General features: G+C 70.1%; 17 protein-coding genes and 2 pseudogenes. 12 read left to right on the top strand and 7 right to left on the bottom strand.

The window, feature by feature from the left end:
• Positions 1 to 5: 5 nt before the first annotated feature.
• The 5 genes from OG272_RS22570 (at position 6) to OG272_RS22550 (ending at position 6,101) form a co-directional block, all read left to right on the top strand.
• Entirely contained in the window at positions 6 to 1,871 is a 1,866-nt protein-coding gene (locus OG272_RS22570; RefSeq protein ID WP_328224710.1) for a biotin carboxylase N-terminal domain-containing protein, read from the top strand.
• 103 nt (positions 1,872 to 1,974) lie between these two features.
• A complete protein-coding gene (locus OG272_RS22565; RefSeq protein ID WP_327729084.1) occupies positions 1,975 to 3,135 on the top strand; it encodes an acyl-CoA dehydrogenase family protein in 1,161 nt (386 codons plus the stop codon).
• A gap of 43 nt (positions 3,136 to 3,178) precedes the next feature.
• Complete coding sequence (locus OG272_RS22560; RefSeq protein ID WP_405894633.1) at positions 3,179 to 4,747, top strand: 4-coumarate--CoA ligase family protein; 1,569 nt, start codon at positions 3,179 to 3,181, stop codon at positions 4,745 to 4,747.
• Entirely contained in the window at positions 4,744 to 5,481 is a 738-nt protein-coding gene (locus OG272_RS22555; protein ID WP_327729086.1) for an enoyl-CoA hydratase family protein, read from the top strand. Before OG272_RS22560 ends, OG272_RS22555 begins: the two co-directional genes overlap by 4 nt.
• Positions 5,469 to 6,101 (top strand): TetR/AcrR family transcriptional regulator, encoded by a 633-nt coding sequence (locus OG272_RS22550; protein ID WP_326581959.1) that lies wholly within the window; start codon positions 5,469 to 5,471, stop codon positions 6,099 to 6,101. Before OG272_RS22555 ends, OG272_RS22550 begins: the two co-directional genes overlap by 13 nt.
• A 162-nt stretch (positions 6,102 to 6,263) precedes the next feature.
• On the opposite strand, the gene pdxH is transcribed toward OG272_RS22550, so the two are convergent.
• Entirely contained in the window at positions 6,264 to 6,893 is a 630-nt protein-coding gene (gene pdxH / locus OG272_RS22545; RefSeq protein ID WP_327732202.1) for a pyridoxamine 5'-phosphate oxidase, read from the bottom strand.
• Between the two features lie 213 nt (positions 6,894 to 7,106).
• On the opposite strand from pdxH, the gene OG272_RS22540 reads away from it, so the two are divergent.
• Entirely contained in the window at positions 7,107 to 8,207 is a 1,101-nt protein-coding gene (locus OG272_RS22540; RefSeq protein WP_327729087.1) for a citrate synthase 2, read from the top strand.
• Between the two features lie 42 nt (positions 8,208 to 8,249).
• Here OG272_RS22540 and OG272_RS22535 read toward each other — a convergent pair whose 3' ends face one another.
• The 5 genes and pseudogenes from OG272_RS22535 to OG272_RS22515 all read right to left on the bottom strand — a co-directional run bounded on the left by OG272_RS22535 (position 8,250) and on the right by OG272_RS22515 (position 14,831).
• The gene (locus OG272_RS22535; RefSeq protein WP_327729088.1) at positions 8,250 to 9,278 is read right to left on the bottom strand and encodes a 2-oxoglutarate and iron-dependent oxygenase domain-containing protein; all 1,029 of its coding nucleotides are present in this window, start codon (positions 9,276 to 9,278) and stop codon (positions 8,250 to 8,252) included.
• Positions 9,279 to 9,772: 494 nt separating this feature from the next.
• A pseudogene (iscB, locus tag OG272_RS22530) lies at positions 9,773 to 11,079 on the bottom strand (RNA-guided endonuclease IscB).
• A 548-nt stretch (positions 11,080 to 11,627) separates the two neighbouring features.
• Complete coding sequence (locus tag OG272_RS22525; RefSeq protein WP_405894630.1) at positions 11,628 to 12,299, bottom strand: maltokinase N-terminal cap-like domain-containing protein; 672 nt, start codon at positions 12,297 to 12,299, stop codon at positions 11,628 to 11,630.
• A gap of 96 nt (positions 12,300 to 12,395) precedes the next feature.
• Positions 12,396 to 13,886, bottom strand: coding sequence for a PAS domain-containing protein (locus OG272_RS22520; protein WP_405894628.1), 1,491 nt, complete (start codon positions 13,884 to 13,886; stop codon positions 12,396 to 12,398).
• 189 nt (positions 13,887 to 14,075) lie between these two features.
• Positions 14,076 to 14,831, bottom strand: coding sequence for an SIS domain-containing protein (locus OG272_RS22515; protein WP_327729092.1), 756 nt, complete (start codon positions 14,829 to 14,831; stop codon positions 14,076 to 14,078).
• 514 nt (positions 14,832 to 15,345) lie between these two features.
• Here OG272_RS22515 and OG272_RS22510 point away from each other — a divergent pair.
• The 5 genes and pseudogenes from OG272_RS22510 to OG272_RS22490 all read left to right on the top strand — a co-directional run bounded on the left by OG272_RS22510 (position 15,346) and on the right by OG272_RS22490 (position 22,702).
• On the top strand, positions 15,346 to 16,038 hold the full coding sequence (locus OG272_RS22510; RefSeq protein WP_316727666.1) for a metal-dependent transcriptional regulator: 693 nt from the start codon (positions 15,346 to 15,348) through the stop codon (positions 16,036 to 16,038).
• A 1,016-nt stretch (positions 16,039 to 17,054) separates the two neighbouring features.
• Entirely contained in the window at positions 17,055 to 17,990 is a 936-nt protein-coding gene (locus tag OG272_RS22505) for an alpha/beta hydrolase (protein WP_328223406.1), read from the top strand.
• 216 nt (positions 17,991 to 18,206) lie between these two features.
• Entirely contained in the window at positions 18,207 to 18,839 is a 633-nt protein-coding gene (locus OG272_RS22500) for a helix-turn-helix domain-containing protein (protein ID WP_405896057.1), read from the top strand.
• 777 nt (positions 18,840 to 19,616) lie between these two features.
• Positions 19,617 to 21,263: a SpoIIE family protein phosphatase gene (locus tag OG272_RS22495; protein ID WP_326581969.1), complete on the top strand. Its 1,647-nt coding sequence runs from the start codon at positions 19,617 to 19,619 to the stop codon at positions 21,261 to 21,263.
• 247 nt (positions 21,264 to 21,510) lie between these two features.
• Positions 21,511 to 22,702: pseudogene (locus tag OG272_RS22490) on the top strand (IS110 family transposase).
• Between the two features lie 48 nt (positions 22,703 to 22,750).
• Here OG272_RS22490 and OG272_RS22485 read toward each other — a convergent pair.
• Complete coding sequence (locus OG272_RS22485) at positions 22,751 to 23,188, bottom strand: VOC family protein (protein ID WP_005474438.1); 438 nt, start codon at positions 23,186 to 23,188, stop codon at positions 22,751 to 22,753.
• A 596-nt stretch (positions 23,189 to 23,784) separates the two neighbouring features.
• Between OG272_RS22485 and OG272_RS22480 the strand changes: the two genes are divergently transcribed.
• On the top strand, positions 23,785 to 24,408 hold the full coding sequence (locus OG272_RS22480) for an NAD(P)-dependent oxidoreductase (RefSeq protein ID WP_405894625.1): 624 nt from the start codon (positions 23,785 to 23,787) through the stop codon (positions 24,406 to 24,408).
• Positions 24,409 to 24,422: the final 14 nt, after the last annotated feature.

The raw sequence follows: 24,422 nt of genomic DNA, 5'->3' as shown, positions 1-24,422 counted from the left end.
CATCAGTGATCACTTCTGTTCTCGTCGCCAACCGGGGCGAGATCGCCTGCCGGATCTTCCGCACCTGCCGTGAGCTGGGAATCCAGACGGTCGCCGTGCACTCCGACGCCGACGAGCACGCCCTTCACTCACGCGTGGCCGACAGGGCCGTACGGCTGCCGGGCGCGGCCCCCGCGGACACCTACCTGCGCGGCGACCTGATCGTGAAGGCCGCCCTCGCGGCCGACGCCGACGCGGTCCACCCCGGCTACGGATTCCTCTCCGAGAACGCCGACTTCGCCCGCCAGGTCCTCGACGCGGGCCTGGTGTGGATCGGACCGCCGCCCGAAGCCGTCGAGGCGATGGCGTCCAAGACACGCGCCAAGGAACTGATGGGCGTCGAACCCCTCACCGAGGTCACCGAGAACGACCTGCCGGTCCTGGTGAAGGCGGCGGCCGGCGGCGGCGGACGAGGCATGCGCGTCGTACGCCGGCTCGACGATCTGGACGCCGCCCTGGAGAGCGCCCGCGCCGAGGCCGCGAGCGCCTTCGGTGACGGCGAGATCTTCGTCGAGCCGTACGTGGAGAACGGCCGGCACGTCGAGGTCCAGATCCTCGCCGACACCCACGGCACGATCTGGCCCCTCGGCACCCGCGACTGCTCCCTCCAACGCCGCCACCAGAAGGTCGTCGAGGAGGCCCCGGCCCCCGCCCTCTCCGCAGAACTCAACGACGAACTCCACACGCTGGCCGTCCGCGCCGCCCGAGCCGTCTCCTACGTCGGCGCGGGCACGGTGGAGTTCCTCGTCGCCGACGGCAAGGCCCACTTCCTGGAGATGAACACCCGCCTCCAGGTCGAACACCCGGTGACCGAGGCCGTCTTCGGCCTCGACCTCGTCGCCGAACAGATCCGCGTCGCCGAGGGCCACGCCCTCCCGGCCGATCCCCCGCGCGCGCGTGGCCACGCGGTCGAGGCCCGCCTGTACGCCGAGGACCCGGCGCGGCACTGGACCCCGCAGACCGGCACGCTGCACCGCCTCGCCCTCCCCGAGGACGTCTCTCGGGGGGTCCGCCTGGACACCGGCTACGCCGACGGCGACGACATCGGCGTCCACTACGACCCCATGCTCGCCAAGGTCATCGCCCACGCCCCCACCCGGGCGGAGGCGATCCGCCGCCTGGCCGCCGCCCTGGACCGGGCCACCCTCCACGGCCCGACCACCAACCGCGACCTCCTGGTCCGCTCCCTGCGCCACGAGGAGTTCACGACGGCCCGCATGGACACGGGCTTCTACGACCGCCACCTCGCCGACCTGACCAGCCCCACTCCGGACCCGTACGCCCCCTTGGCCGCCGCCCTCGCCGACGCCGCCACCGAAGGCGACCCGCGCTTCGGCGGCTGGCGCAACGTGCCCTCACAGCCACGGACCAGGCGCTACGCGAGGGCGGCCGAGGAACACGAGGCGACGTACCGCCACACCCGCACCGGCCCGGAGGCCGACGGAGTGACGGTCGTCCACGCCGACGCCCACCTCGTCGTCCTCGAAGTGGACGGCGTACGACGGAAGTTCGAGGTGGCACGCCACGGCCCCCACCGCTACGTCAACACCACCCACCTCACCGCCCTCCCCCGCTTCCCCGACCCCACCACCCAACAGACCCCGGGCTCTCTGCTGGCCCCCATGCCGGGCACGGTCGTCCGCGTGGCGGAGGGCCTGAAGCCGGGCGCAGCCGTACAGGCCGGCCAACCCCTCCTCTGGCTGGAGGCGATGAAGATGGAACACAAGATCACGGCCCCGACGACGGGCACGCTGACCGCCCTGCACGCGACGGTCGGCCAACAGGTCGAGATGGGCGCCCTTTTGGCCGTAGTGCAAGCCGAACTCCGCTAGGGGCGCGGGCCGTATCGATATGCGGCTCCGCCGCGCGGGCACGACCAGCCACAACCCACCCGCACCTCCCAACGGCAGACGCACCCTCCCCTCAGGAGCCCCCATGACCCCCGTCCTGGAATCCGAAGAACACAAGGCCCTACGAGCCGCCGTCTCCGCCCTCGGAAAGCGCTACGGCCGTGCATACATAGCCACGGTCGACAAAGAGGGCCGCCACCCCGACGAACTCTGGTCCGAGGCAGCCAAACTCGGCTACCTCGGCGTCAACCTCCCCGAGGAGTACGGAGGCGGAGGCGGCGGCATAGCCGAACTCTCCATCGTCCTCGAAGAACTCGGCACCGCGGGCTGCCCCCTCCTCATGCTCGTGGTCTCCCCGGCGATCTGCGGCACGGTGATCGCCCGCTTCGGCACGGAAGCCCAGAAACAGGCCTGGCTCCCCGGCATAGCCGACGGCACCCGCCTCATGGCCTTCGGCATCACCGAACCCGACGCCGGCTCCAACAGCCACCGCATCACCACCACGGCCCGACGCGACGGAGGCGACTGGCTGCTCACCGGCCGCAAGGTCTTCATCTCCGGCGTCGACAGGGCGGACGCCGTCCTCATCGTCGGCCGCACCGAAGACGCCCGCACCGGCAGCCTCAAGCCCTGCCTCTTCATCGTCCCCACGGACACCCCCGGCTTCGAGTACCGCCAGATCGACATGGAACTCCGCGCCGCCGAGAAGCAGTTCGAGCTCTCCTTCGACGACATCCGGCTTCCCGCGGACGCCCTGGTCGGCGACGAGAACGCCGGTCTCCTCCAGCTCTTCGCCGGCCTCAACCCCGAGCGGATCATGACGGCCGCCTTCGCGATCGGCATGGCCAGGTACGCCCTCGCCAAGGCCGTCGACTACGCCCGCGACCGCACCGTATGGCGGCAGCCCATCGGCGCCCACCAGGCGATCGCCCACCCCCTCGCCCAGTCGCACATCGAACTCGAACTGGCCCGCCTGATGATGCAGAAGGCGGCCCACCTCTACGACGCGGGCGACGACGCGGCGGCGGGCGAGGCCGCCAACATGGCCAAGTACGCGGCGGGGGAGGCCTGCGTGAAGGCCGTCGACCAGGCCGTGCACACCCTCGGCGGCAACGGCCTGACCCACGAGTTCGGTCTCGCCTCGCTGATAACGGCCGCCCGCGTGTCTCGTATCGCACCGGTGAGCCGGGAGATGATTCTCAACTACGTCTCCCACCAGACCCTGGGCCTGCCGAAGTCGTACTGAGCCGTCGAACGCGGCCGTACGAGCCGGCACGCGAGGAGGAACCATGTTCCGCAGCGAGTACGCAGACGTCCCGCCCCTCGAACTCCCCATCCACGACGTCGTCCTGGGCCGCGCCGCCGAGTTCGGCGACCTGCCCGCGCTGATCGACGGCGTCGACGGCACGACCCTCACCTACGAACAGGTGGACCGCTTCCACCGGCGTCTCGCGGCCGCGTTCGCCGAGGCGGGCGTCCGCAAGGGAGACGTTCTCGCCCTGCACAGCCCCAACACGATCGCCTACCCGACCGCGTTCTACGCGGCCACGCGCGCGGGCGCCACGGTCACCACCGTGCACCCGCTGGCCACCCCGGGCGAGCTGGCCACACAACTGCGGGACTCGGGGGCGACCTGGATCGTCACGGTCTCACCCCTCCTCGAGACCGCCCGCGCCGCCGCCGAACGTGTCGGCGGCATACGGGAGATCTTCGTCTGCGACAGCGCCCCCGGCCACCGTTCGCTGATCGACATGCTCGCCTCCGCCGCGCCCGAACCCGCCGTCGACATCGACCCGGTGACGGACCTGGCGGCCCTCCCGTACTCCTCCGGCACGACCGGCGTCCCCAAGGGCGTCATGCTCACCCACCGGTCCATCGCCACCAACCTCGCCCAGCTCGAACCGGTCATGCCGGCCGCCCCCGGCGACCGCATCCTCGCCGTACTCCCGTTCTTCCACATCTACGGGCTCACTGCCCTGATGAACGCCCCGCTGCGGCTCGGCGCCACGGTCGTCGTCCTGCCCCGCTTCGACCTGGAGGTCTACCTCGCGGCCATCGCCAAGTACCGCATCACACACCTCTACGTCGCCCCGCCGATCGTCCTCGCCCTCGCCAAGCACCCGGCCGCCGAGCGCTACGACCTCTCGACGGTCCGGCACATCCTCTCCGCCGCCGCACCCCTCGACGCGAAGCTCGCCGCCGCCTGCTCCGCCCGCCTCGGCCTGCCGCCCGTCGTCCAGGGCTACGGCATGACCGAACTCTCCCCCTGCTCCCACCTGGTCCCCCTCACCCAGGCCGCCACCGCGCCCCCCGGCACCGTCGGCAAGCTCATCGCCGGCACCGAGATGCGGATCGTCTCCCTCGCCGACCCCGGCAAGGACGTCGGCGTCGGCGAACAGGGCGAGATCGTCATCCGCGGCCCCCAGGTCATGAAGGGTTACCTGGGCCGCCCCGAGGCCACCGCCGACATGATCGACGCCGACGGCTGGCTCTTCACCGGCGACGTCGGCCACACCGACGCCGACGGCTGGCTGTACGTCGTCGACCGGGTCAAGGAACTGATCAAGTACAAGGGCTTCCAGGTCGCCCCCGCCGAACTCGAAGCCCTCCTCGTCACCCACCCCGGCATCGCCGACGCCGCCGTCATCGGCCACTACAACGACGACGGCAACGAGGTCCCGCACGCCTTCGTCGCCCGCCGGCCCACGGCGCCCGAACTCTCCGAGGGCGAGGTCATGATGTACGTCGCCGAACGCGTCGCCCCCTACAAACGCGTCCGCCACGTCACCTTCGTCGCCGAGGTGCCCCGCGCGGCGTCCGGGAAGATACTCCGCCGCGAACTCAGGGAGCGCCTGTGACCGACCTGATCCAGCACGCCCACCACCGGGGCGTCACCACCCTCACCCTCGACTCCCCGGCCAACCGCAACGCCCTCTCCGCCGCCCTCGTCGCCGAACTCCACGACACCCTCGACCGGTGCGGCAAGGACGACACCGTACGGGCCGTCGTCCTCACCCACACCGGAAACACCTTCTGCGCCGGCGCCGACCTGCGTGACCCACCCGACCCGCAAGCCCTCGTCGATCTCCTCCGCCGGCTCCTCGAACTGCCCAAACCCGTCGTCGCCCGCGTCACCGGACACGTCCGGGCGGGCGGCCTCGGCCTGCTCGGCGCCTGCGACATCGCCGCCGCCGGACCCGAGGCCACCTTCGCCCTCACCGAGGTCCGCATCGGCGTCGCCCCCGCCGTCATCACCCTCACCCTCCGCCCCCGCACCGACCCCCGCGCCCTCGCCCGCTACTCCCTCACCGGCGAGAGGTTCGACTCCGCCGAAGCCGCCCGCATCGGCCTCCTCACCACCGCCGGCGCCGACGTCGACGACCTGCTCGAACCCATCCTCGACGGACTGCGCCGCGCTTCCCCGCGGGCCCTGGCGGAGACGAAACACCTGCTCACGGCTAAGGTGCTGGAGAACTTCGACCTGGACGCGGGCGAACTGACCCGGATTTCGTCCCGGCTGTTCGCCTCCGCCGACGCCCGCGAGGGCATGACGGCCTTCCTCGAAAGACGGGAACCGGGATGGGTGTTGTGAACACGGCGGACGACACGACCGAGGACACCGGCACGGTGGCCGACCGGGGCCCCAAACAGGACCGCAGCCGGGTCACCCGCAAACGCCTCCTGGAAGCCGCCGTGTCCTGCCTCGCCGAACACGGCTGGGCCGGCTCCACCGTCTCCGTCGTCGCCGAACGCGCCGGCGTCTCCCGGGGCGCCGCGCAACACCACTTCCGCACCCGCGAGGACCTGTTCACCGCCGCCGTCGAATACGTCGCCGAGGAGCGCTCCCTCGCCCTGCGCGCCCTCTTCCCCGAGGGCCCCGCCGACCGCCGGGCCGTCGTCGCCGCCATCGTCGACCTCTACACCGGCCCCCTCTTCCGCGCCGCCCTCCACCTCTGGGTCGCCGCCTCCAACGAGGACCAGCTCCGCCCCCGCGTCACCGAACTGGAAGCCCGCGTCGGCCGCGAGACCCACCGCATCGCCGTCGACCTCCTCCGCGCCGACGAGACCGTCCCCGGCGTCCGCGAATCCGTCCAGGGCCTCCTTGACATGGCCCGGGGCCTCGGCCTCGCCAACCTCCTCACCGACGACACGGGCCGCCGCGCGAAGGTGGTGGCCCAGTGGGCGGCGCTGCTGGACGACGTACTCGGCTGACCGACCGGTCCCTACGGACACAGCCGCCCCGCCGAGGTCACGGACTCAGCCGTTCCTCCGAGTCATGGACCGAGCCGTTCCTCCGAGTTACGGACCGAGCCGTTCCACCGAGTCACGGACCGAGCCGCTCCTCCGAGTCACGGACCGAGCCGTTCCACCGAATCACGGACTCAGCCGCTCCACCCGCCACGACCCGTCCGGCTCCGCCACGTACCGCAGCCGGTCGTGCAGCCGGTTCCACCGCCCCTGCCAGAACTCCACACTCCGCGGCGCCACCCGGAAACCACCCCAGTTCGGCGGCACCGGCACCTGCTCACCCTCCGGATAGCGGGTGTGCAACTCCTCGTACGCGGCGTCCAGTTCGGCCCGCGAGGAGATCACCAAGGACTGCGCGCTGGCCCACGCGCCGAGCTGCGAACCATGCGGCCGGGTCCGGAAGTACGCCGCCGTCTCGTCCCGCCCGGTCCGCCGCGCCGTACCCGTCACGATCACCTGCCGGGCGAGCGCGTGCCACGGGAAGAGCAGCGAGACATGCGGGTTCTCCGCCAGGTCACGGGCCTTGCGGGAGTCGTAGTTGGTGTAGAAGACGAAGCCCTGCGCGTCGTACGCCTTCATCAGCACCGTACGAGAACCGGGGCGCCCCTCGGCGTCCGCCGTCGACACCACCATGGCGTTCGGCTCGTAGACCGCCCCCTCCTGCGCGGCCTGCCAGAACCACCGCCCGAACTGTTCCATCGGATCACCGGCCAGCTCGCTCTCGTCGAGCCCTTCGGCACGGTACTGCTTGCGCATGAGAGCGGGGTCGGGCACGGGTTCCAGGCCGGGATCGTTCACGCGGTCATCTTGCCGTATCGACGGCCGACCGGAAGGCTGGTGGCACTGAGTGCCGCGCGCCCTCCCCAAACCTGGCACTCAGGCGTAAGGTGCTGGAACATTCCGGTGGGGCCTCGCATCCGCCGCCCCCGCCGGTCGCCCCCTGTCGCACACATCAAGAGGAGCCGCCTGATGTCCGACTTCGTACCCGGACTCGAAGGAGTCATCGCGTTCGAGACGGAGATCGCCGAACCGGACAAGGAAGGCGGCGCACTCCGGTACCGCGGCGTCGACATCGAGGACCTGGTCGGCCACGTCTCCTTCGGCAACGTCTGGGGCCTCCTCGTCGACGGCGCCTTCCGCCCCGGCCTGCCGCCCGCCGAGCCGTTCCCCATCCCCGTCCACTCGGGCGACATCCGCGTGGACGTCCAGTCCGCGCTGGCCATGCTCGCCCCGGTCTGGGGCCTCAAACCGCTCCTGGACATCGACGAGCAGCAGGCCCGCGCCGACCTGGCCCGCGCCGCCGTCATGGCACTCTCCTACGTCGCCCAGTCCGCCCGCGGCCAGGGCCTGCCCATGGTCCCGCAGCGCGAGATCGACAAGGCCCAGTCCGTCGTCGAACGGTTCATGATCCGCTGGCGCGGCGAGCCCGACCCCAAGCACGTGGCGGCGGTCGACGCGTACTGGACGAGCGCCGCCGAACACGGCATGAACGCGTCCACCTTCACGGCACGGGTCATCGCGTCCACCGGCGCGGACGTGGCAGCGGCCCTCTCCGGCGCCGTAGGAGCCATGTCCGGCCCCCTCCACGGCGGCGCCCCCTCCCGCGTCCTCGGCATGATCGAGGAGATCGAACGCACGGGCGACGCCGACGCCTATGTGAAGCGGGCCCTCGACAAGGGCGAACGCCTCATGGGCTTCGGCCACCGCGTCTACCGCGCCGAGGACCCCCGCGCCCGAGTCCTCCGCCGCACCGCCCGCGACCTCGGCGCCCCCCGCTTCGAGGTGGCGGAAGCCCTGGAGAAAGCCGCCCTGGCCGAACTCCACGCCCGCCGCCCCGACCGCGTCCTCGCCACGAACGTCGAATTCTGGGCCGCGATCGTCCTCGACTTCGCCGAGGTCCCGGCCCACATGTTCACGTCCATGTTCACCTGCGCCCGCACGGCCGGCTGGTCCGCCCACATCCTCGAACAGAAGCGCACCGGCCGCCTCGTCCGCCCCTCGGCCCGCTACATCGGCCCCGGCCCGCGCGACCCGAGGGACATCGAGGGCTACGGCGACATCGCGCGCTAGCCGCTCCCGGCGACATCGCGCGCCAGCCGTCCCCGGCGGCGGTCACGCGGGGCTGAGCAGCCCCGCGTGATGCCGCTCGGCAACCAGCGGATGCGCCCGCAGCTTCCCCTTCAGCTCATTGAACCCGTACTCGGCGAACAGCGGATTCCCCGGATCATCGGTGACCCCGGGCGCGGTGGAGGCGTACGGAAAGACGAGCGGCTCGACCCGGGCGTCGAGCCGCGGGTTGTAGAAGAACGGCACGGAGAACCGCTCGGTGGCCCCGGGCGGACTCACGACCCGGTGATGGGTGGCGACGAGATACCCGTTGGTCGCCACCTCCAGCAACTCCCCGAGGTTGACCACGAACGCCCCCGGAATCGGCGGCACCGCATGGAACACCCCGTCCGCCCGCTCCACCTGAAGCCCACCGACCTCGTCCTGCAACAACAAGGTCAGAAACTCGTAGTCCTTGTGGGCCCCCACCCCCTGATCGCCCCCATCCCCCGCACTCCCGGGATACCGCACCAGCTTCAGATGCGGATGCGCCCGCTCCCCGAAGATCGGGTCGTAGAAATCGGCAGGCGCCCCGATGGAGACCAGCAACTCGCGCAGCAACCGCTGCGCCACCGAACTGAGCCGATCGATCCACGCGAGGGCGGCGTCCCGCAGCGCGGGCAGTGAACCGGGCCACTGATTGGGCCCCTGCAACCACCAGTAGGCAGGCTCGCCGGCCCCCGGTGTCCGCGTCGGCCGCTCAGCCCCGATGTCCAGCTGATCCCGCCAGTCCCGACTCCCGCCCGTCCGCTCGTCCCCGGTCCGCGTATACCCCCGGAAGTGCGGCGAGTTGACGTTGTCGAGGGCCAGCCGCTCGCTCTCGGGCAGCGCGAAGAACTCCCGCATGGCGCTGGTGAGCCGCCCGATCTCCTCCTCACTCACCCCATGCCCGACGAGCTGGAAGAACCCCACGTCATGCGCGGCGCTGTGCAACTGCGCGTGCAACAGCGCGCGCGCCCCGGGCCCGCGATCGGCGGCGGAGAGATCGATGATGGGCAACTGCGGGTACGACGGATCCGTCGAGGTGTTCGTCATGAGATGCGTCCGCGAGAGAAGAAGGGCCGGTTCCGGATTCCGAGGTCAGACGGAAGACCGACAGCCCGTGCTCGTGACGCGCACGTAGTCCACGTGCCGGCGTCGAACGAGTATCGGAAGCATGCTCCGACAATACTCCGCTGACGAGCTTTCGAGCGTGCCCCGCGTCACCTGCGTGTGATCATGGGGAAAACCCGCCCCTACACCCATGCAAACGCAGGCGACCCGCAGACTCTGGGTCCCTCCGCCCAGGGGGCGGAGAAGCCGGCCGGACGTACCGGCGAGTCTGCGGGTCGGGTGACTGCTTGAGATTGGGCCGGCTGCGTGCTCCGATCACACGCGGGTCCGACACCGCACTGAGTATGGTGACGGGCTGCTAGCCCGCAGCCACCTCTTCCGTCCGGTATGCATACATCTGCCGAACCACCTCCCTTCTGAAGTAGTCACAACCCTAGGCAGCGTCCTGGAGGCACTCAAGCGATTTTCCGAAGGAGTTACTCCACGATCTCCTCGCGCCTGGCGTAGCTATAGCCGTCGCCCCGCTGCAGCAGCTGCAGATTTCGGTGCCTCACGTTGAACCGACCCTGCGGCGTGGTGAGGCTGTGCTGACCCATGGCCCGGACAGAGATGCGCCCCGTCCAGGTGCCTGCCCACCTCCCCGAAGGCACTGTGGCTCTCACGAGATCACCGGTCATGTACCCGAAGTGCTGCTTCGTACGAGGCCGCCTCAGCCGGGGGAATCCGAACCGATCGGGCGTGGTGCGAGCGTACGAGCCGCGTCCTGTGGCTTTGGCGACGAGGACAGGATCAGCAACCCGGACGACCGTGTCACCGCCCTCGTGATCAAGTGCTCCGACGCAGAGGGCATCGAGGGTGTGCGTCTTGGTCAGCCCGACAGCGATGCGGTTCTCTTGCGTCTCGGTGCCCAGCCAGTGGTGGACAGGTCTCCGAAGAGCCTGCAGATCCTTCAACAGACGCCAGCGGGTGCTGTTCATGGCGGCGGCGTCCTGTAGCCGTGCTTTGACCTGCTCGAGGATCTTGGCGAGGCGTTCCGGCCGGTGAGTGAGAAAGGCGTCGACGGCTTGGCTTCCTTTGGCTTGGTTGCCGGGTGCGCAAGCGAGGACGAGGTTGGAGATGCGGTCCGAACCTCCCCGGCTGCGAGGTCGCAGGTGGTCGATGTTCAGTGGTACGCCGGTCGCGTCACAGTAAGCACACGCACTGCCCCACTTCGCATGCAGATAAGCGCGGGCATTGGCGCCCGCGAGCGGGCCGTGCTGATACTCAATGCCACGCAGTGTTCTGCCCGCACTCATGGAGTGGGTGTCGAAGGAGACGCTTTCGACGTGAATCTCAGTGATGGGCGCGTAGCGGCACATGCGGGTTGCTACGGAGAGAGTGGTGTCGACGCGGTGCCGCAGCGATGGTGGCAGCCCGCCCTGAGTAAGGGCACGGTTCCGTGAACGGCAGGCCCGGTAACGGCAGTTGGCGGAACGCCGCCGATGTCGGTACCCGGCACGCTGCTGCATGCACTTGTGGATCTGGTCGCCGCGGTGCTGCAATTCGACGGAGATCAGCCCGCGCCGGACCACGACCGTGCGCCCGGCTCCATCGATTTCCTTCTTCTCATCAGTGAGAACGAGGCCCGTCCCTTTGGAGCCGGATCGATGCGTAATTGAAGGCCGTCGACCTCGGACTCGGCGTGTGTGCGGTCCTTGAGCCGGATGGTGAAGGGAACCTGCCGGGCGACCACGGCTCGCCCCTTCCCGAGGAGTTCGCGGGCGCGGGAAGGATGGCACGGCATGAGGGGCTTGCCGTCCTTGGAAAGGACAAAGACCCTGCCCGCGCCGACGCCACCCGCGTACGCGTCACCTCGTGTGGGAACGTCACCGTCCCCGTTCTCTGCCGCCTCCACTGCCGGGGCAGTGGTCTTGGCGTGACGCCGATGGGCCCTGGTGTCGTGCCCGCCGGTCTCCCCTCGCCCATGTATCCCGCCGGTGCCCCGCGCGCCGACGGGGTGTCCGTGAGCCGTTTCGTCCCTGCTCCCAGGGGTGTCTGCTCCCACGGATTCCAGAGCAGGCTGCTGAGGAAGCACAGCCTGGTGGGTCTGCTCACCTGCGGGGAACGTAGTCATCGGGGCACCTCCCTGATCATGAGATCGTGATGACTGAGGCTGGTCACTCGACGACCGTGTGGCCGAGGAGCGAGTGACCTCCTTTCGGCGTGTCTTCGAGACGTTAGCGATCTAGCGCCATGCCAATGCGGATCTCGCCGCAAAAGCACTCATTCATGCGGATCATCCCGATTTTTCGAACGGATAACCATGTCTGGAGCTAGCCCTAGTTGGGGGCTCTACTCGGCCTCATGAAGGCCGTCTGGGCCCGTGAACAGTACGGCGAAGACCCCGTGTACCCGGGTGTCGTCCGGAAGGGTCCAGTGCCCGGTGACGTGGCCTTTCGCGCCCTCCGGCAGGTCGAGAGGGCCGGGCCGTAGGACGCGGTTCAGGTGGAGGACGGTGGGGCCGGGGTGGAGGGGGAGCTCGGTGGCCTTAGGGGTGTCGGTCGCGGTGAGGGCGACCACGGACAGCGCGCCCTCGCCGGTGTAGGTGCGGGTGACCTCGTGGTCCGGGGTGTCGGTGAGGCTCTGGGCCTGGGGTTCGGCCTTGCCTTCGAGCAGGGCCAGGAGCTGCGTGATCAGGACCGGGTCGTGGCAGCCGTCGTAGGCCCAGCGCCTGCCCAGGACGCCGTGGTCCATGGTGCCGATGAGGGCGTGTTCGGCGTCGGGAAGCGGGGCGCCCCGGTAGGTGAGGGGGGCCAGGTAGTGGACCGGGGCGGGGCCGGAGGTGTCGGTGGCGACCATGAACTCGATGCCGACCTCGCCCTCCGGGTCGTCGAGACGGAAGCCGCCGGCCTTGGTCAGTTCCGGGGCGTCCGGGCCGCCGGCGTACCAGGGGCGGGTGGGCAGCCAGGAGGCCAGGAGTTCGAGCTTGGTGGGCTTGAGGGTGGTTCGGTGGATGAGCGCCATGGTGGGGATTCTCCGCCGGTCCGATGAGCGGACGCGAGCCCTTTCTCCCGCCGCTGAGGTGCTCGCCGTCCCACGAGGCCGTGCTGCGCGCTTCGCCTACTCCGCCGGCCTCTCCAGCGCCTCCAGGTCCAGGGCCGATGCGATGTGTACGGCGATGTCCTCGGCGTAGAGCGCGTCGGTGCGTTCGAAGGGGGTGCGGCCGGCGTTGCGGAGGAAGGTGACGACGCCGAGGGTGCGGCCGCGGCTGCGGAGGACGGCGCAGAGGGAGTGGACGGTGTCCGGGGGCCACTGGCGGCCGGTGGCCCAGATGCGGGCCGCTTCCGGGGGTGCCGTGCCGGCGCTGGCGCGGACCGAGCCCCCGCGCTCCACGCACTGCAGGGCGGGGTGGCCGGGGCCGTAGCGGACGGGGATGCCGGCGTGGCCGGCGAGGTGGCTGGGGCCGGGCTGGCCGGTGGGGGTGCCGGCGGCGCGTACGAGGCGGGCGGGCCCTTCGCCGTCGGCGAGGGAGCCGCCGGCGACGCGGTCGATGAGCGCGTGGTCGGCGAAGCCGGCGAGGGCGAAGTCGAGGTGGACGGTCGCGGCCTCGCCGGGGTCCTCGCACTCGGCGGCGGCGCGCGCGGCCCGGTGGAGCTGGTTGAAGCGGAAGCGCAGCTGGGCGGCCTCCTGCTCGGTCTGCTTGGACTCGGTGATGTCCTGGAAGAGCCAGCCGACGCCGAGGGGGACCGGTTCCTCGGCCAGCGGTGAGGCGAGGCGGAGGAAGCCGCTGCGCCAGCAGCGGCGCTTCTCGCCGTCGGGGGTGCGGACGCCGACCCAGATCTCGGCGGGCGCGGGCGGGGCGCCCTCGGCGAGTACGTGGGTGAGGGCGCTCTCCAGTTCCTCGACGCCCTGGGCGAGCAGTTCGCCGAGGGGGCGTCCGAGGACCGCCGTACGGCCGATGCCGAGGGAGCGGGCGGCGTGCGCGTTGACGACGGCGGGGCGCAGGTCGGCGTCGACGAGGACGACGCCCCAGGACGCGTCCTCGAAGAGGGCCTCGCTGAGGGCGATGGACCGTTCGAGGTCGATCTGCGCGTGGACCTCGCTGAAGGCGCAGTACAGGCCGGCGGGCTTGCCGTCGGGTCCGCGTACGGCGGCGGACTGGGTGCGTACGAGGACGCGTCCGCCGTCCTTGGTGACCAGGGCGAACTCGTGCACCTGCCGGCCGGAGGCGTGCATGGCGGCCATCAGCCGCCCCTCGACCTCCTCGGCGTCGGCGGTGCGTACGGCCCACCCGGCGAAGCCGCGGCGCCCGACGGCCTCCTCCGCGCTCCAGCCCAGGATGCGTTCGGCCTCGCGGTTCCAGTGGGTGACGACGCCGTCGGCGTCGAAGGCGCACAGGGCCGCGTCCATTCCGTCGAGGAGGGCGGCTAGGAGATCCGAGCCACCGGAGTCCGTGGCGTCCATGGATCGCTCGGTGCCTTCGGTGTCCTCGGTGTTCACCGTGCCCTCGATGTCCTCGGTGTCCTCGGTGTCCTCGTTCGTCGGACCGTCCCGCTCGGGCTTGTCGGGCCCGAGCTCGTCGGTGGTCCCACCACGCCGGGAAGCACTCACCTGAACCCCCTCCAGGCTCCGTTGCGTCCGCATGTACGGCTGGTACGGCGCGTCGTTTCGCTCACTGGTCATCATTCAACTCGAACGTGACCCAGCCCACATCTGCTTCGCGCAAGATATGGACGAAATCGTTGTACGCCGGATTTCCTCCTCACCCTTCTCAGTGTTCCCACGAACCCGGGGGTGCAGTCAGCGCAGGTAGAAGATCCGGTCTCCGTACTCCCGCATCACCCGGTCGTTCCAGTCGAGCCCGCCGTCGACGTTCCCGGAGCGGAGCAGGGGCGGCTCGATGCCCCGGTCCGCGAGGGAGGCGGCGGCGGTGGCCATGACCGACTGGAGGAGGGCGGACGTGACGACGGTGGAGGCCGGGGCGAAGGGCGCGGGGATGCTTTCGAGGGTGAGCTCCGCGTCGCCGACCGCGATCTTCGAGTCGAGGACGAGGTCGCAGTGGTCCTTGAGGAAGGTGCCGGAGGAGTGGCGCGACGTGGTCTGCGTGGCGTAGGCGACCGAGGTCACGCCGATGACCTTCACCCCCAGCTCCCGGGCGTGCGCGGCCATCTCGACGGGCAGCGCGTTGCGGCCGGAGAGCGAGATCACCACGAGCAGGTCCCCGGCGCGCAGGGGGCTGGTGTCGAGGACGGCGGTCGCCAGTCCGTCGATCCGCTCCAGTGCCGACCCGAGGGTGGCGGGCTGTACGTCGACGCCGACCGCGCCGGGGACGGCCAGCAGGTTCATCAGGGCCAGACCCCCGGCGCGGTAGACGAGGTCCTGTGCGGGGAGGGACGAGTGGCCGGCGCCGTAGGCGAAGAGCCGGCCTCCGTCGGCGACCGTGTCCGCGATCATCCCGCCGGCCGCGGTGATCGTCTCGCTCTCCTCGTCCCGCACGCGCTCCAGCAGTCTGATGGCCGCGTCGAGGAATCGCCCGCCCGGCGTGCCGTCGTCCATGTGTGAACCCCTCAGCCCTCTCGCCGGCCCGCAGTGTCGCGGATCACGTTAGAGGTCTGGACCACTGGGGTGTCAATATGGCCGGAGGGTACCTGCGGGCTTTCCTCGGTGCGTTTTTCGGCTGCGGGCGCGCGGGGGTTGGTCGCGCAGTTCTCCGCGCCCCTTGCGAACCCCGGGTGCGACCCGTGCTGTAACCGGGTGCGACCCGTGCTGTAACCGGGTGCGACCCGTGCTGTAACCGGGTGCGACCCGTGCCGTAAAAGGGGCGCGGGGAACCGCGCGGCCGGCCACGTACGACCCGCACCCGCCCCCACCGAAACCTCCCGAGCTCTCCCACCGATGAAAAGAAAGGGGGCGCCAGGTCACAAATCGGCCACCCGACGGGAGTCATACCGCCGTCGTTCCCCCGCCATCACCCGGTTGTCAGTCGGATGCGTAAGAATTGGGTCCAGGGCCAGCGCAGCAAGCCGGTGTGGCCGTCGAAGCCTCCGGCTGAATCTCTCGAGGGGCACGTATGTCCGGACTGATCGATACGACGGAGATGTATCTCCGCACCATCCTCGAGCTGGAGGAGGAAGGTGTGGTCCCCATGCGCGCCCGGATCGCCGAGCGGCTGGACCAGAGCGGCCCCACGGTGAGCCAGACGGTCGCGCGCATGGAGCGCGACGGCCTGGTGTCCGTCGCCGCGGACCGCCACCTGGAGCTCACCGAGGAGGGTCGGCGGCTGGCCACGCGCGTGATGCGCAAGCACCGCCTCGCGGAGTGCCTGCTCGTCGACGTGATCGGCCTGGAGTGGGAGCAGGTGCACGCGGAGGCGTGTCGCTGGGAGCACGTGATGAGCGAGGCGGTCGAGCGCCGCGTCCTGGAGCTGCTGCGCCACCCCACCGAGTCGCCGTACGGCAACCCGATCCCGGGCCTGGAGGAGCTGGGTGAGAAGGACGGCGCGGACCCCTTCCTGGACGAGGGCATGGTGTCGCTCGCGGACCTCGACCCGGGCACGGAGGGCAAGACCGTCGTCGTGCGCCGGATCGGCGAGCCCATCCAGACGGACGCCCAGCTGATGTACACGCTGCGGCGCGCGGGCGTGCAGCCCGGGTCCGTGGTGAGCGTGACGGAGGCGGCCGGCGGTGTCCTCGTGGGCAGCGGCGGCGAGGCGGCGGAACTGGAGGCGGACGTCGCCTCCCACGTGTTCGTCGCCAAGCAGTGAACGTCAAGCGCTGAACGTCAAGCGCTGAGCACGGATCGCTGACGCCGGGCGACGGCGCCGAGCTCTGCCGCGCGGACATGCCACCGGTCACGCCCACGGCTACCGGTCACGCCCACGGCTACCGGTCACGCCCACGGCCACCAGCCAAGCTCACGGTCGCCCGCCACGGGTACTCGCGCCGACCGATTTCGACCGCCCGGCGTCGTCCTCCGACACCCTGCGTCGGCCGCTGTTCGGCCGGCGTCGGCGGATGTCCGTATCGCCCGCCAACTCCCGATGCGGGAGGGGAAGTTGTGACGTATTGGGGTCCATGTCCGGGATCCCGTCGAATCCAAGATTCAGTGCGCCGAATCGCAGCGCTCGGGCCGTTCGCGTGCGAGGCTTGCGCGTGAGGCATATGACCTGAGGGGCTCTTGGCCGCCCGAGACGGCGATCTCCGGTGGCAGGGGAGGGGGCGGGGCGGATGTGCCGTGGACATGAGGAGGGCTCCGGCGCCATGCGGCGCCGGAGCCTGTCCTCCCCTGTGCTGACCCGGAGCCCCGAGCTCCCAGGGTCATCCCCTTCGGACCGTTTTCCCCGAGCGGTCCGCCTCCCGTTGAAGATCTCCCCTCGGCGGCGGCGGGCAATCCTTGGCGAAGGTCACTCGAATGAGGGGTGTTGTCGCCAAGAGCGACATCTTCGAATGTGTATTCGATAGCGTGTGCGGCGTGGCGTTGCGTGACCCCTGCCATACCTGACGCGCGCACCCCACACGTAACGTGTCAACCGATATGCACGCTGTAACAAAAGTGCCCGCCGTCCGAGCGGCGCGCACGGCGATGACAACAGCTGGAGCAACGGGGCAGAAGCAAGGGCAGAGGCAACGGCGGAAGCCACGGCAGAAGCGACGGCGGATGCGACGCGGAAGCAGCAGCGGGACAGCGGTACGACAGCAGTTGGGACGAGTGGACCGGCCGGCTCGAAGCGGGAGCGAGAGGCGGGAGCGAGCGGTCCGGGCGGGAGTCTGGGGGGTGCCAATGGTGCGGCGCATCGACGTGACGGGAGCGGGCGGCGTAAGTCTCGCCGCCTGGGAGTTCGGCGACCCGCCCAAGACCGGAGACCAGGTCGGGGACATCGCGGGGGCGGGGGCGGGGGCGGGGCAGGGCGCCGCGGCCCAGGCCGCGGAGACGAGCGGCGGGCACGAGCCCCGGCCCGGAGTGCTGTTACTGCACGGCCTCATGGGCCGCGCCTCGCACTGGGCTCCCACCGCCCGCTGGCTCTCCGAACGGCACCGCGCCGTCGCACTCGACCAGCGCGGCCACGGCCAGAGCGCCAAGCCCGAGAAGGCCGCGTACACCCGTGAGGCCTACGTCGAGGACGCCGAGGCCGCTGTCGAACAGCTGGGCCTCGCCCCGGTCGTCCTCATAGGTCACGCCATGGGCGCGCTGACCGCCTGGCAGCTGGCCGCCCGCCGCCCGGACCTGGTGCGCGGCCTGATCATCTGCGACATGCGGGCCTCGGCGCTCGGCGCCGCCTCGCAGCGTGAGTGGGAGAGCTGGTTCAAGGCCTGGCCGCTGCCCTTCGCCACCCTCGCCGACGTCCGCAAGTGGTTCGGCGAGGACGACCCCTGGGTGGAGCGCCCCAGTCCGTCCCGGGGTGAGTTCTACGCCGAGGTCATGCACGAGGGCCCCGACGGCTGGCGGCCCGTCTTCGACCCCGAGCAGATGCTGACGACCCGTGAGACCTGGGTGTACGACGCGCACTGGGAGGAGCTGACCCAGGTGCGCTGCCCCGCCCTCGTCGTCCGCGGCCTCGACGGTGAGCTGGGCCGCGCCGAGTCCCAGGAGATGGTCCGCGTCCTGCCCCGCGGCCAGTACGCCGAGGTCGCCGACGCCGGGCACCTGGTCCACTACGACCAGCCGGACGCGTGGCGCGCGGCGATAGAGCCGTTCCTCGACAGCTTCTCGGACTGAACGAAAGGGCCCCGAATCGCTCCGGGGCCCTCCTGCGTTCCACGCGGCCTGCGTTGTACGGCCTGCGTTGTACGGCCTGCGTTGTACGGCCTGCCGCCGCGCCGCCCTCGGCGCGGCTCAGCCCTCCGCGTTCCTCCGTCGTCGCATCCACCACACCAGCGCGGCGCCCCGTGCCTCAGTCATGACGGTCACCCTAGAGAGGGGGCAGTGTCGGAGATGCGGGGGAACTGCGCGGAACCTCAGCCTCTCCGGCGTCTGCGCACTGCGCACTGCGCACTGCGCACTGCGCACTGCGCACTGCGCACTGGGCGCGGGGCGCGGGGCGCGGGGCGCGGGGCGCGGGGCGAGGGGAGCGGGCAGGGGACGGGCGGACGGCGGGATCCTCACATCAGAGCGGCCCTGCCCCATACCCTGACAGTGTCGAGCTGTTCAGAGAGGGGCAAGGCCGTGTCGTCTGAAGCTGCTACCCCGGACCCGTATGCCGACCCGCTGGTCTTCGGCCAACGCCTACAGATCCTGCGTACCCGCAGGGGTATGACACGCGACCAGTTGGGCGGACTCCTCGGCAAGACCGGGTCCTGGGTCAAGGGCGTCGAGACCGGACGCCTGAAGACGCCCAAGCTGGAGACGATCCTGCGCATCGCCGAGTTGCTGCGCGTCCGTGATCTGTCGGACCTCACCGGCGACCAGTCCGTACACATCGACTTGTTCGCCGGTCCCGGTCATCCTCGACTCGCTCCGGTCAAGGCCGCGGTCGACGCCTTCCCGCTCACGACGGTCCCGGGGCGTGGCCGACGCTGCGAAGGAGCGCCAACATGCGATTCGTATCACAGGCATTCGAACGGGTGAGAGCCCTGCTGTGAGGACCCCGGAAGGCAGGCACACGCTCCCTTCCCGACCATCCCGTACAGGCGCCCGTGTCCGCGGTGCAGTCGCCGCCGGAGACATGGGGCTCGGCGCTCGCGTTCGCATGCCGGTGCCGTGACGGAGGTGGTCCGGCCCCGATGGACACCGGGCATCCTCTCGTACGCGCCTACGTCCTGCCGCCTGAGGAGCGCCAACGCGTTCTGGCTGTACGTCAGTTCACGGGGGTGGGCTGATGACCGGTGGAAGGGTCGAGTCGAGCGTGCGGAACGCCGAACTGCCCATGCTGCGCGCTTACCGCCTGTGGTTCGAGCACACCACGAAGTGTGCCGACTGCGAGGGGAGGCCCAAGGCACAGGACGGTTGTGAGACCGGACGTGAACTCTGGGGCACGTACCGCCTCACGCGGATCGGGAGGCCGTCATGAGCTGGCGAATCGAACGCACTTCTCAGCGAAGGCCGGTGACCGGCTGTTCCTCTCATCATTGGTTAAGCACAGCTCAGGGGGTGTCGTACGCCGGGAGGAGCAGCCGCTGCGGACCAGCTGGTCAGCGGACCGGTCGCCACGGTCCATTGCGGCTCCAAAGCTCTTTGACCTGGACATGCCCCGCGTTCAACGTGTCGTGGTGGACGCTCCACCTCACGCGAGAGGTCGCTCCGTCAACGGGGTATGGATTGGCTCCAGTGAAGACAGAGAGGCAACTCGTGAACGGTGAGGGCCCCATGCCGCAGTGGCACTTCCCAGAAGGTGCTGGCCTTCCGGTGCGTCAGCTGGTTGAGAGCACCTTGGCCCCCGTCGTCGTTCTCGACGGGCAGCTTCGCCATCTGTACGTCAACCCCGCATGGGTCGAGGCCAGCGGCGTGCCCGCCACCGCATTCCTGGGGCGAACGCTCGGGGAGGTGCTGCCGGACCTCCAGTGCCCGGACGACGTCCTGTTCGAGGTACTCGCGGATGGGCAACCTCGGGAGGCAACCGTCTCAGGAACGACGAGGGTCGCCTCGCCGCTAGGTGACAGGCTCTGGCGAGCGGTCTATCACCGGATCGATCTGCCGGGCCAGGACGCGTGTCTGTGCGGGATCAGCGTGGAGATCAGCAATCTGCGCCGCTATCTGGACGACCTGGAGACCGCGCATCAGCGGCTCGCCCTGCTGGACGCTTCCACCACGCGTGTGGGCACCACGCTCGACATCGCAACCACGTGCCAGGAGCTGGCCGACTTCCTCACCCCGTCGCTGGCCGACACCGCCGCAGTGGGACTCGTCGAGGAGCAGTTCACCGGCGCTCCCCCGCCCCCTCCCGGCTTCCTGAGGCTGCGCAAGATGAAGGGTGCGGCACTACCGGGACTGGAATGGCTGCTGCGCCAACTGGGTGGACCCGGACCACACGTCGACCTTCCCCGCGGCTCGGCCCCACGGCGTTGCATGGACAGCGGGCGGCCATGGCTGGGCAACCTGGCCTCGGACGAGCTGTTCCAGAAGGTGACCGTGGACCCCGAGCGCGCCAGGATCTTCCGCGCGGCCGGCATCCACTCGCTTCTCATCGCCCCCCTGATCACGGCGGGCCGCGCGGTCGGCGTCGTCCTTCTGGGCCGGGCCGGCACATCGCCGCCCTTCCATGACGACGACGTCGAGACGGTCCAGGCACTGGCCGCCCGAGCCGCCGTCTCCATCGACAGCGCGCGCCGCTACAGCTACGAACACACCATGGCGCTGGAACTCCAACGTGCCCTGTTGTCCGAACCCAGTGCCCCGCACCCCACTGTGGAAGTGGCCGCCCGCTACCTCCCCTCCGGCGACAGCGTCCTCGTGGGTGGAGACTGGTACGACTCGATTGCACTGCCGGACTCCCGCACCCTGCTGGTCATGGGCGACGTGATGGGCCACGGCTTCCAGGCCGCTGTCGCCATGAGCCAGTACCGCTCTCTGCTGCGCACCATCGCCACGTCCGGGATGAGCGTCGACAAGATCCTCGGCGAGTTCGACCGCCGGGTCGCACACGTTGGCCTCGACCGCCTCGCCACCTGTCTTCTCGCGGTCATGGATTCCCGGGCGGGCACCTGTACAGCGGCCAGCGCTGGGCATCTGCCGCCCGCCATCGTGCGTCCCAGCGGAAGCACGGAGATTCTGTGGCTCCCGGCCGGCCCACCCATCGGCACCGGGCTCGGTGGCTACGAATCGATCACCGTACGTATGGAACGCGGCACCGCACTGCTGCTCTACACCGACGGGCTGGTGGAGCGACGCGACACGGACATCGACGTCTCGGTGCAGGCGCTCGCGACGCTGAGCCTGCCGGCGGACCGCACTCTGGACGACATGCTTGACACACTCCTGACCCACCTGACGAACAGCGCGTACGAGGACGATGTCGCGATCCTCGCCGCCCGCCAACGCGACGAGAATGAGTGACCCACACCACTCAAGCTTCCCTACGTTGTTCTGCGGGACGTGGTGAGCCCTTCGTATGGTTCATCCACCCAGGGGCGTCGGGTGTGGCTTTCAAACTTCTGCCACTTGTGGCTTCCATCGATTGGCCGCCCGACGCCCCACGACGACTCGGCTGCCAATTAGGAATTGCGAATGATCGCTACGTAGGGAATCGACAGCGAGGTCGTCCGTGGGAGGCACCAGCAACACCACCGCACGGAGGCACCACATGGCCGCGATCTGGGCTGGCATCGACGCAGGCAAAGCCCACCATCACTGCGTCGCGATCGACGAGAGCGGCCGCCGGCTGCTGTCGCGACGCGTCGCTAACGACGAACCCGAACTGCTCGAACTCCTCGCCGACATCCTGGCCCTGGGGGACGAGGTGACCTTGGGGCATCGACCTGGCCGACGGCGGAGCCGCCCTGGCCATCGCGCTCCTGGTCAACCGCGACCAGCCGGTCCACTACATCTCCGGCCGGGCCATCCACCGCGCTTCCGAGAGCTACCGCGGCGAGGGCAAGACCGACGCGAAGGACGCCGCCGTCATCGCCGACCAGGTCCGCGTCCGCCGCGATCTGCATCCGCTGCGGGCCGGCGACGACACCGTCATCGATCTCAAGATCCTCACCGGCCGCCGCATGGACCTGGTCGCCGACCGCACCCGCACCGTCAACCGCCTCCGTGCCCAGTTCACTGGCATCTTCCCCGGCCTGGAGCGGGCCCTGGACCTCACCAACACCGGCCCGCTCACCCTGCTGACCGGCTATCAGACCCCCGCGGCTATTCGCCGGATCGGCGTCAAGCGGCTGGAGACCTGGCTGCGCAACCGCCACGTCGTCCGCCCCGACCGGCTCGCCGAAACCGCTGTCCAGGCCGCCGAACGGCAGCACACGAGCCTGCCCGGCGAGAAGCTGGCCGCCACGTTGGTACACACGCTGGCGAAGGAAGTGATGAGCCTCAACCAGCAGGTCGCCGAGCTCGACAAGGCCATCGAGGCCCGGTTTCGCGACCACCACACCTTCGAGGTGATCACCAGCATGCCCGGCCTGGGCGTCATCCTCGGCGCCGAGTTCCTGGCTGCCACCGGTGGGGACATGACGGCATTCGGCACCGCCGACCGCCTCGCCGGCTTCGGCGGTGTCGCCCCGGTGCCCCGCGATTCCGGGAAGCTGAGCGGGAACCTGCGCCGTCCGCAGCGATACAACCGCCGCCTCCAACGCGTCTTCTACACCTCGGCGTTGTTCAGCATTCGGCACTGCGACGAGTCGCGCCGGTTCTACGATCGCAAACGTGCCGAAGGCAAGCGCCATACCCAGGCCGTCCTCGCCCTCGCCCGCCGCCGCGTCAACGTCCTCTGGGCCCTCCTGCGAGACGGACGGTGCTACGAGCCGGCTCCGCCGGCAAGGGCTGCCGCATAGGAAGGGACGCGACACGCTGCGCGCGGCCAGGTGGTCTGACCGACTCCGTCAGACCAGACAAAACTCGTTACCTTCCGGGTCTGCCATCACCACGTGATCCGGCCTGCCCTGCAACTCGTCCTCGCGGACCACGGTCGCGCCCGCAGCGGTCAACCGCTCCACCGCCTCGACCACGCGCGGCCAGCGCACCTCCCACGGGGTTTCACGGCCGCCACCAACTTGCACGTCGATATGCAGCCGGTTCTTCGCCACCTTCGGCTCCGGCACCTTCAGGAAGGACAAGGTGGGGCCCACGCCGTCCGGATCTGAGAGGTACGCCCCGTCATCCCACTCGTCCTCCGGAACCTCATGATGCGAGAACCACTCCTCCCAGCTCCCGAACCCTGCGGGCGCGGGCTTCTCCTCGTAGCCCAACGCCAGCGCCCAGAACGCGGCCAGCTTCCCCGGGTACGCGCAGTCGATCGTCAAGCTCCACTTGGTCCCCATGAGCCCTCCCCAGTCGGATGAACGGACTGTACTGCGCTCCTCCGACACCTCCTGCCCGCTGCCTCAAGCGTGCGCCGCGGCTTGACAAACGGCATTAGGAATCGATGGGAATCGCTCAACCTTCGCTGCAACAGATCCCGGACGCGCACCGCAGATTCCCGAGAGCATGCTCGCGCCCTCCCTCAACCCGGTGTCCCGGCGACTCCTCGGCCGGCTCTGCCTGACGTCCGAGCGTTATGTCCGACTGGGGCGACCGCCTGTCATGTGAACGAACCCGCACAGTGCGACCACCGCGCGCGCTACGCGTTCGCCGCGGGCGACCACGAGGCGATCGGCACCGAGCCCCGCACGCCACCGCGGCCTGGTCGGCGCATTGGTCAAGGCGCATGTCGACGATCAGCTGCAGTAGCGGCGCTGGTGGCGGCGGTGGAGAGGGGCCGCGGCCGACTGTCCACCCGCCGACGCTTTCCCACCCCGCGCATCGCTGGGCAGCACGGTTTCCGAGAGAAACTCAAGGATCGTTGAAGTAACCAGTACCCCGTAGGTACCTTCCTGGTCGACGGCGCTTTTGACAGCGTTTCAGGGAGGCCATTGACATGCGGATCGTGTTGTTCGGAGCCACTGGGATGATCGGCAGCCAGATCGCCGCCGAGGCGCGCAGACGGGGGCACGAGATCACCGGCGTCACCCGCGGCGGGAAGAACGGCACCCGGGCGGCGGACGCGAGCGACCCCGATACCGTCGCGCGCCTGGTGGCCGGCCACGACGCGGTGGTGCTGGCGGTGTCGCCGCCGCGCGGCGGCAGCGAGTCCACCGAGTCGCTCCTGGAGGTGGGCCGGGGCGTACTGGACGGCGTGCGCAAGGCCGGGGTGGGTCGCCTGGTCGTGGTCGGCGGCTCGGGCGCCGTCGAGGTGGCGCCAGGTGTACGGGCCGTCGACGCCACCGGGTTCCCCGAGGAGTTGCTGCCGCGCGCACTCGCCCAGATAGCACTGCTCGAACTCATCCGGGACAGTGCCGATGACCTGGAGTGGAGCTACCTCTCCCCGCCCATGGTGCTGGAGGCCGGTGTGCGCACCGGTGTCTACCGGACAGGCGGTGACCAGTTTCTCGTCGACGGCAAGGGTGACAGCCGGATCAGCATCGAGGACTACGCCGTCGCCCTTGTCGACGAGTTGGAGAAGAAGGCACATATCCACCACTTCGTCCACGTCGCATATTGATCGAAAAGAATAGG

This window comes from Streptomyces sp. NBC_00104 (assembly GCF_045160825.1).
In the GTDB taxonomy this organism is placed as follows: domain Bacteria; phylum Actinomycetota; class Actinomycetes; order Streptomycetales; family Streptomycetaceae; genus Streptomyces.
Note: the sequence above shows the minus strand (reverse complement) of the source record. Positions and strands in the feature narration are given on the sequence as shown.

Coding starts and splice junctions, on each gene's coding strand:
- OG272_RS22565 (WP_327729084.1), top strand. CDS start 1,975: ATGACCCCCGTCCTGGAATCCGAAGAACACAAGGCCCTACGAGCCGCC.
- OG272_RS22560 (WP_405894633.1), top strand. CDS start 3,179: ATGTTCCGCAGCGAGTACGCAGACGTCCCGCCCCTCGAACTCCCCATC.
- OG272_RS22550 (WP_326581959.1), top strand. CDS start 5,469: ATGGGTGTTGTGAACACGGCGGACGACACGACCGAGGACACCGGCACG.
- pdxH (WP_327732202.1), bottom strand. CDS start 6,893: ATGCGCAAGCAGTACCGTGCCGAAGGGCTCGACGAGAGCGAGCTGGCC.
- OG272_RS22540 (WP_327729087.1), top strand. CDS start 7,107: ATGTCCGACTTCGTACCCGGACTCGAAGGAGTCATCGCGTTCGAGACG.
- OG272_RS22535 (WP_327729088.1), bottom strand. CDS start 9,278: ATGACGAACACCTCGACGGATCCGTCGTACCCGCAGTTGCCCATCATC.
- OG272_RS22525 (WP_405894630.1), bottom strand. CDS start 12,299: ATGGCGCTCATCCACCGAACCACCCTCAAGCCCACCAAGCTCGAACTC.
- OG272_RS22515 (WP_327729092.1), bottom strand. CDS start 14,831: ATGGACGACGGCACGCCGGGCGGGCGATTCCTCGACGCGGCCATCAGA.
- OG272_RS22510 (WP_316727666.1), top strand. CDS start 15,346: ATGTCCGGACTGATCGATACGACGGAGATGTATCTCCGCACCATCCTC.
- OG272_RS22505 (WP_328223406.1), top strand. CDS start 17,055: ATGGTGCGGCGCATCGACGTGACGGGAGCGGGCGGCGTAAGTCTCGCC.
- OG272_RS22500 (WP_405896057.1), top strand. CDS start 18,207: ATGCGGGGGAACTGCGCGGAACCTCAGCCTCTCCGGCGTCTGCGCACT.
- OG272_RS22485 (WP_005474438.1), bottom strand. CDS start 23,188: ATGGGGACCAAGTGGAGCTTGACGATCGACTGCGCGTACCCGGGGAAG.
- OG272_RS22480 (WP_405894625.1), top strand. CDS start 23,785: ATGCGGATCGTGTTGTTCGGAGCCACTGGGATGATCGGCAGCCAGATC.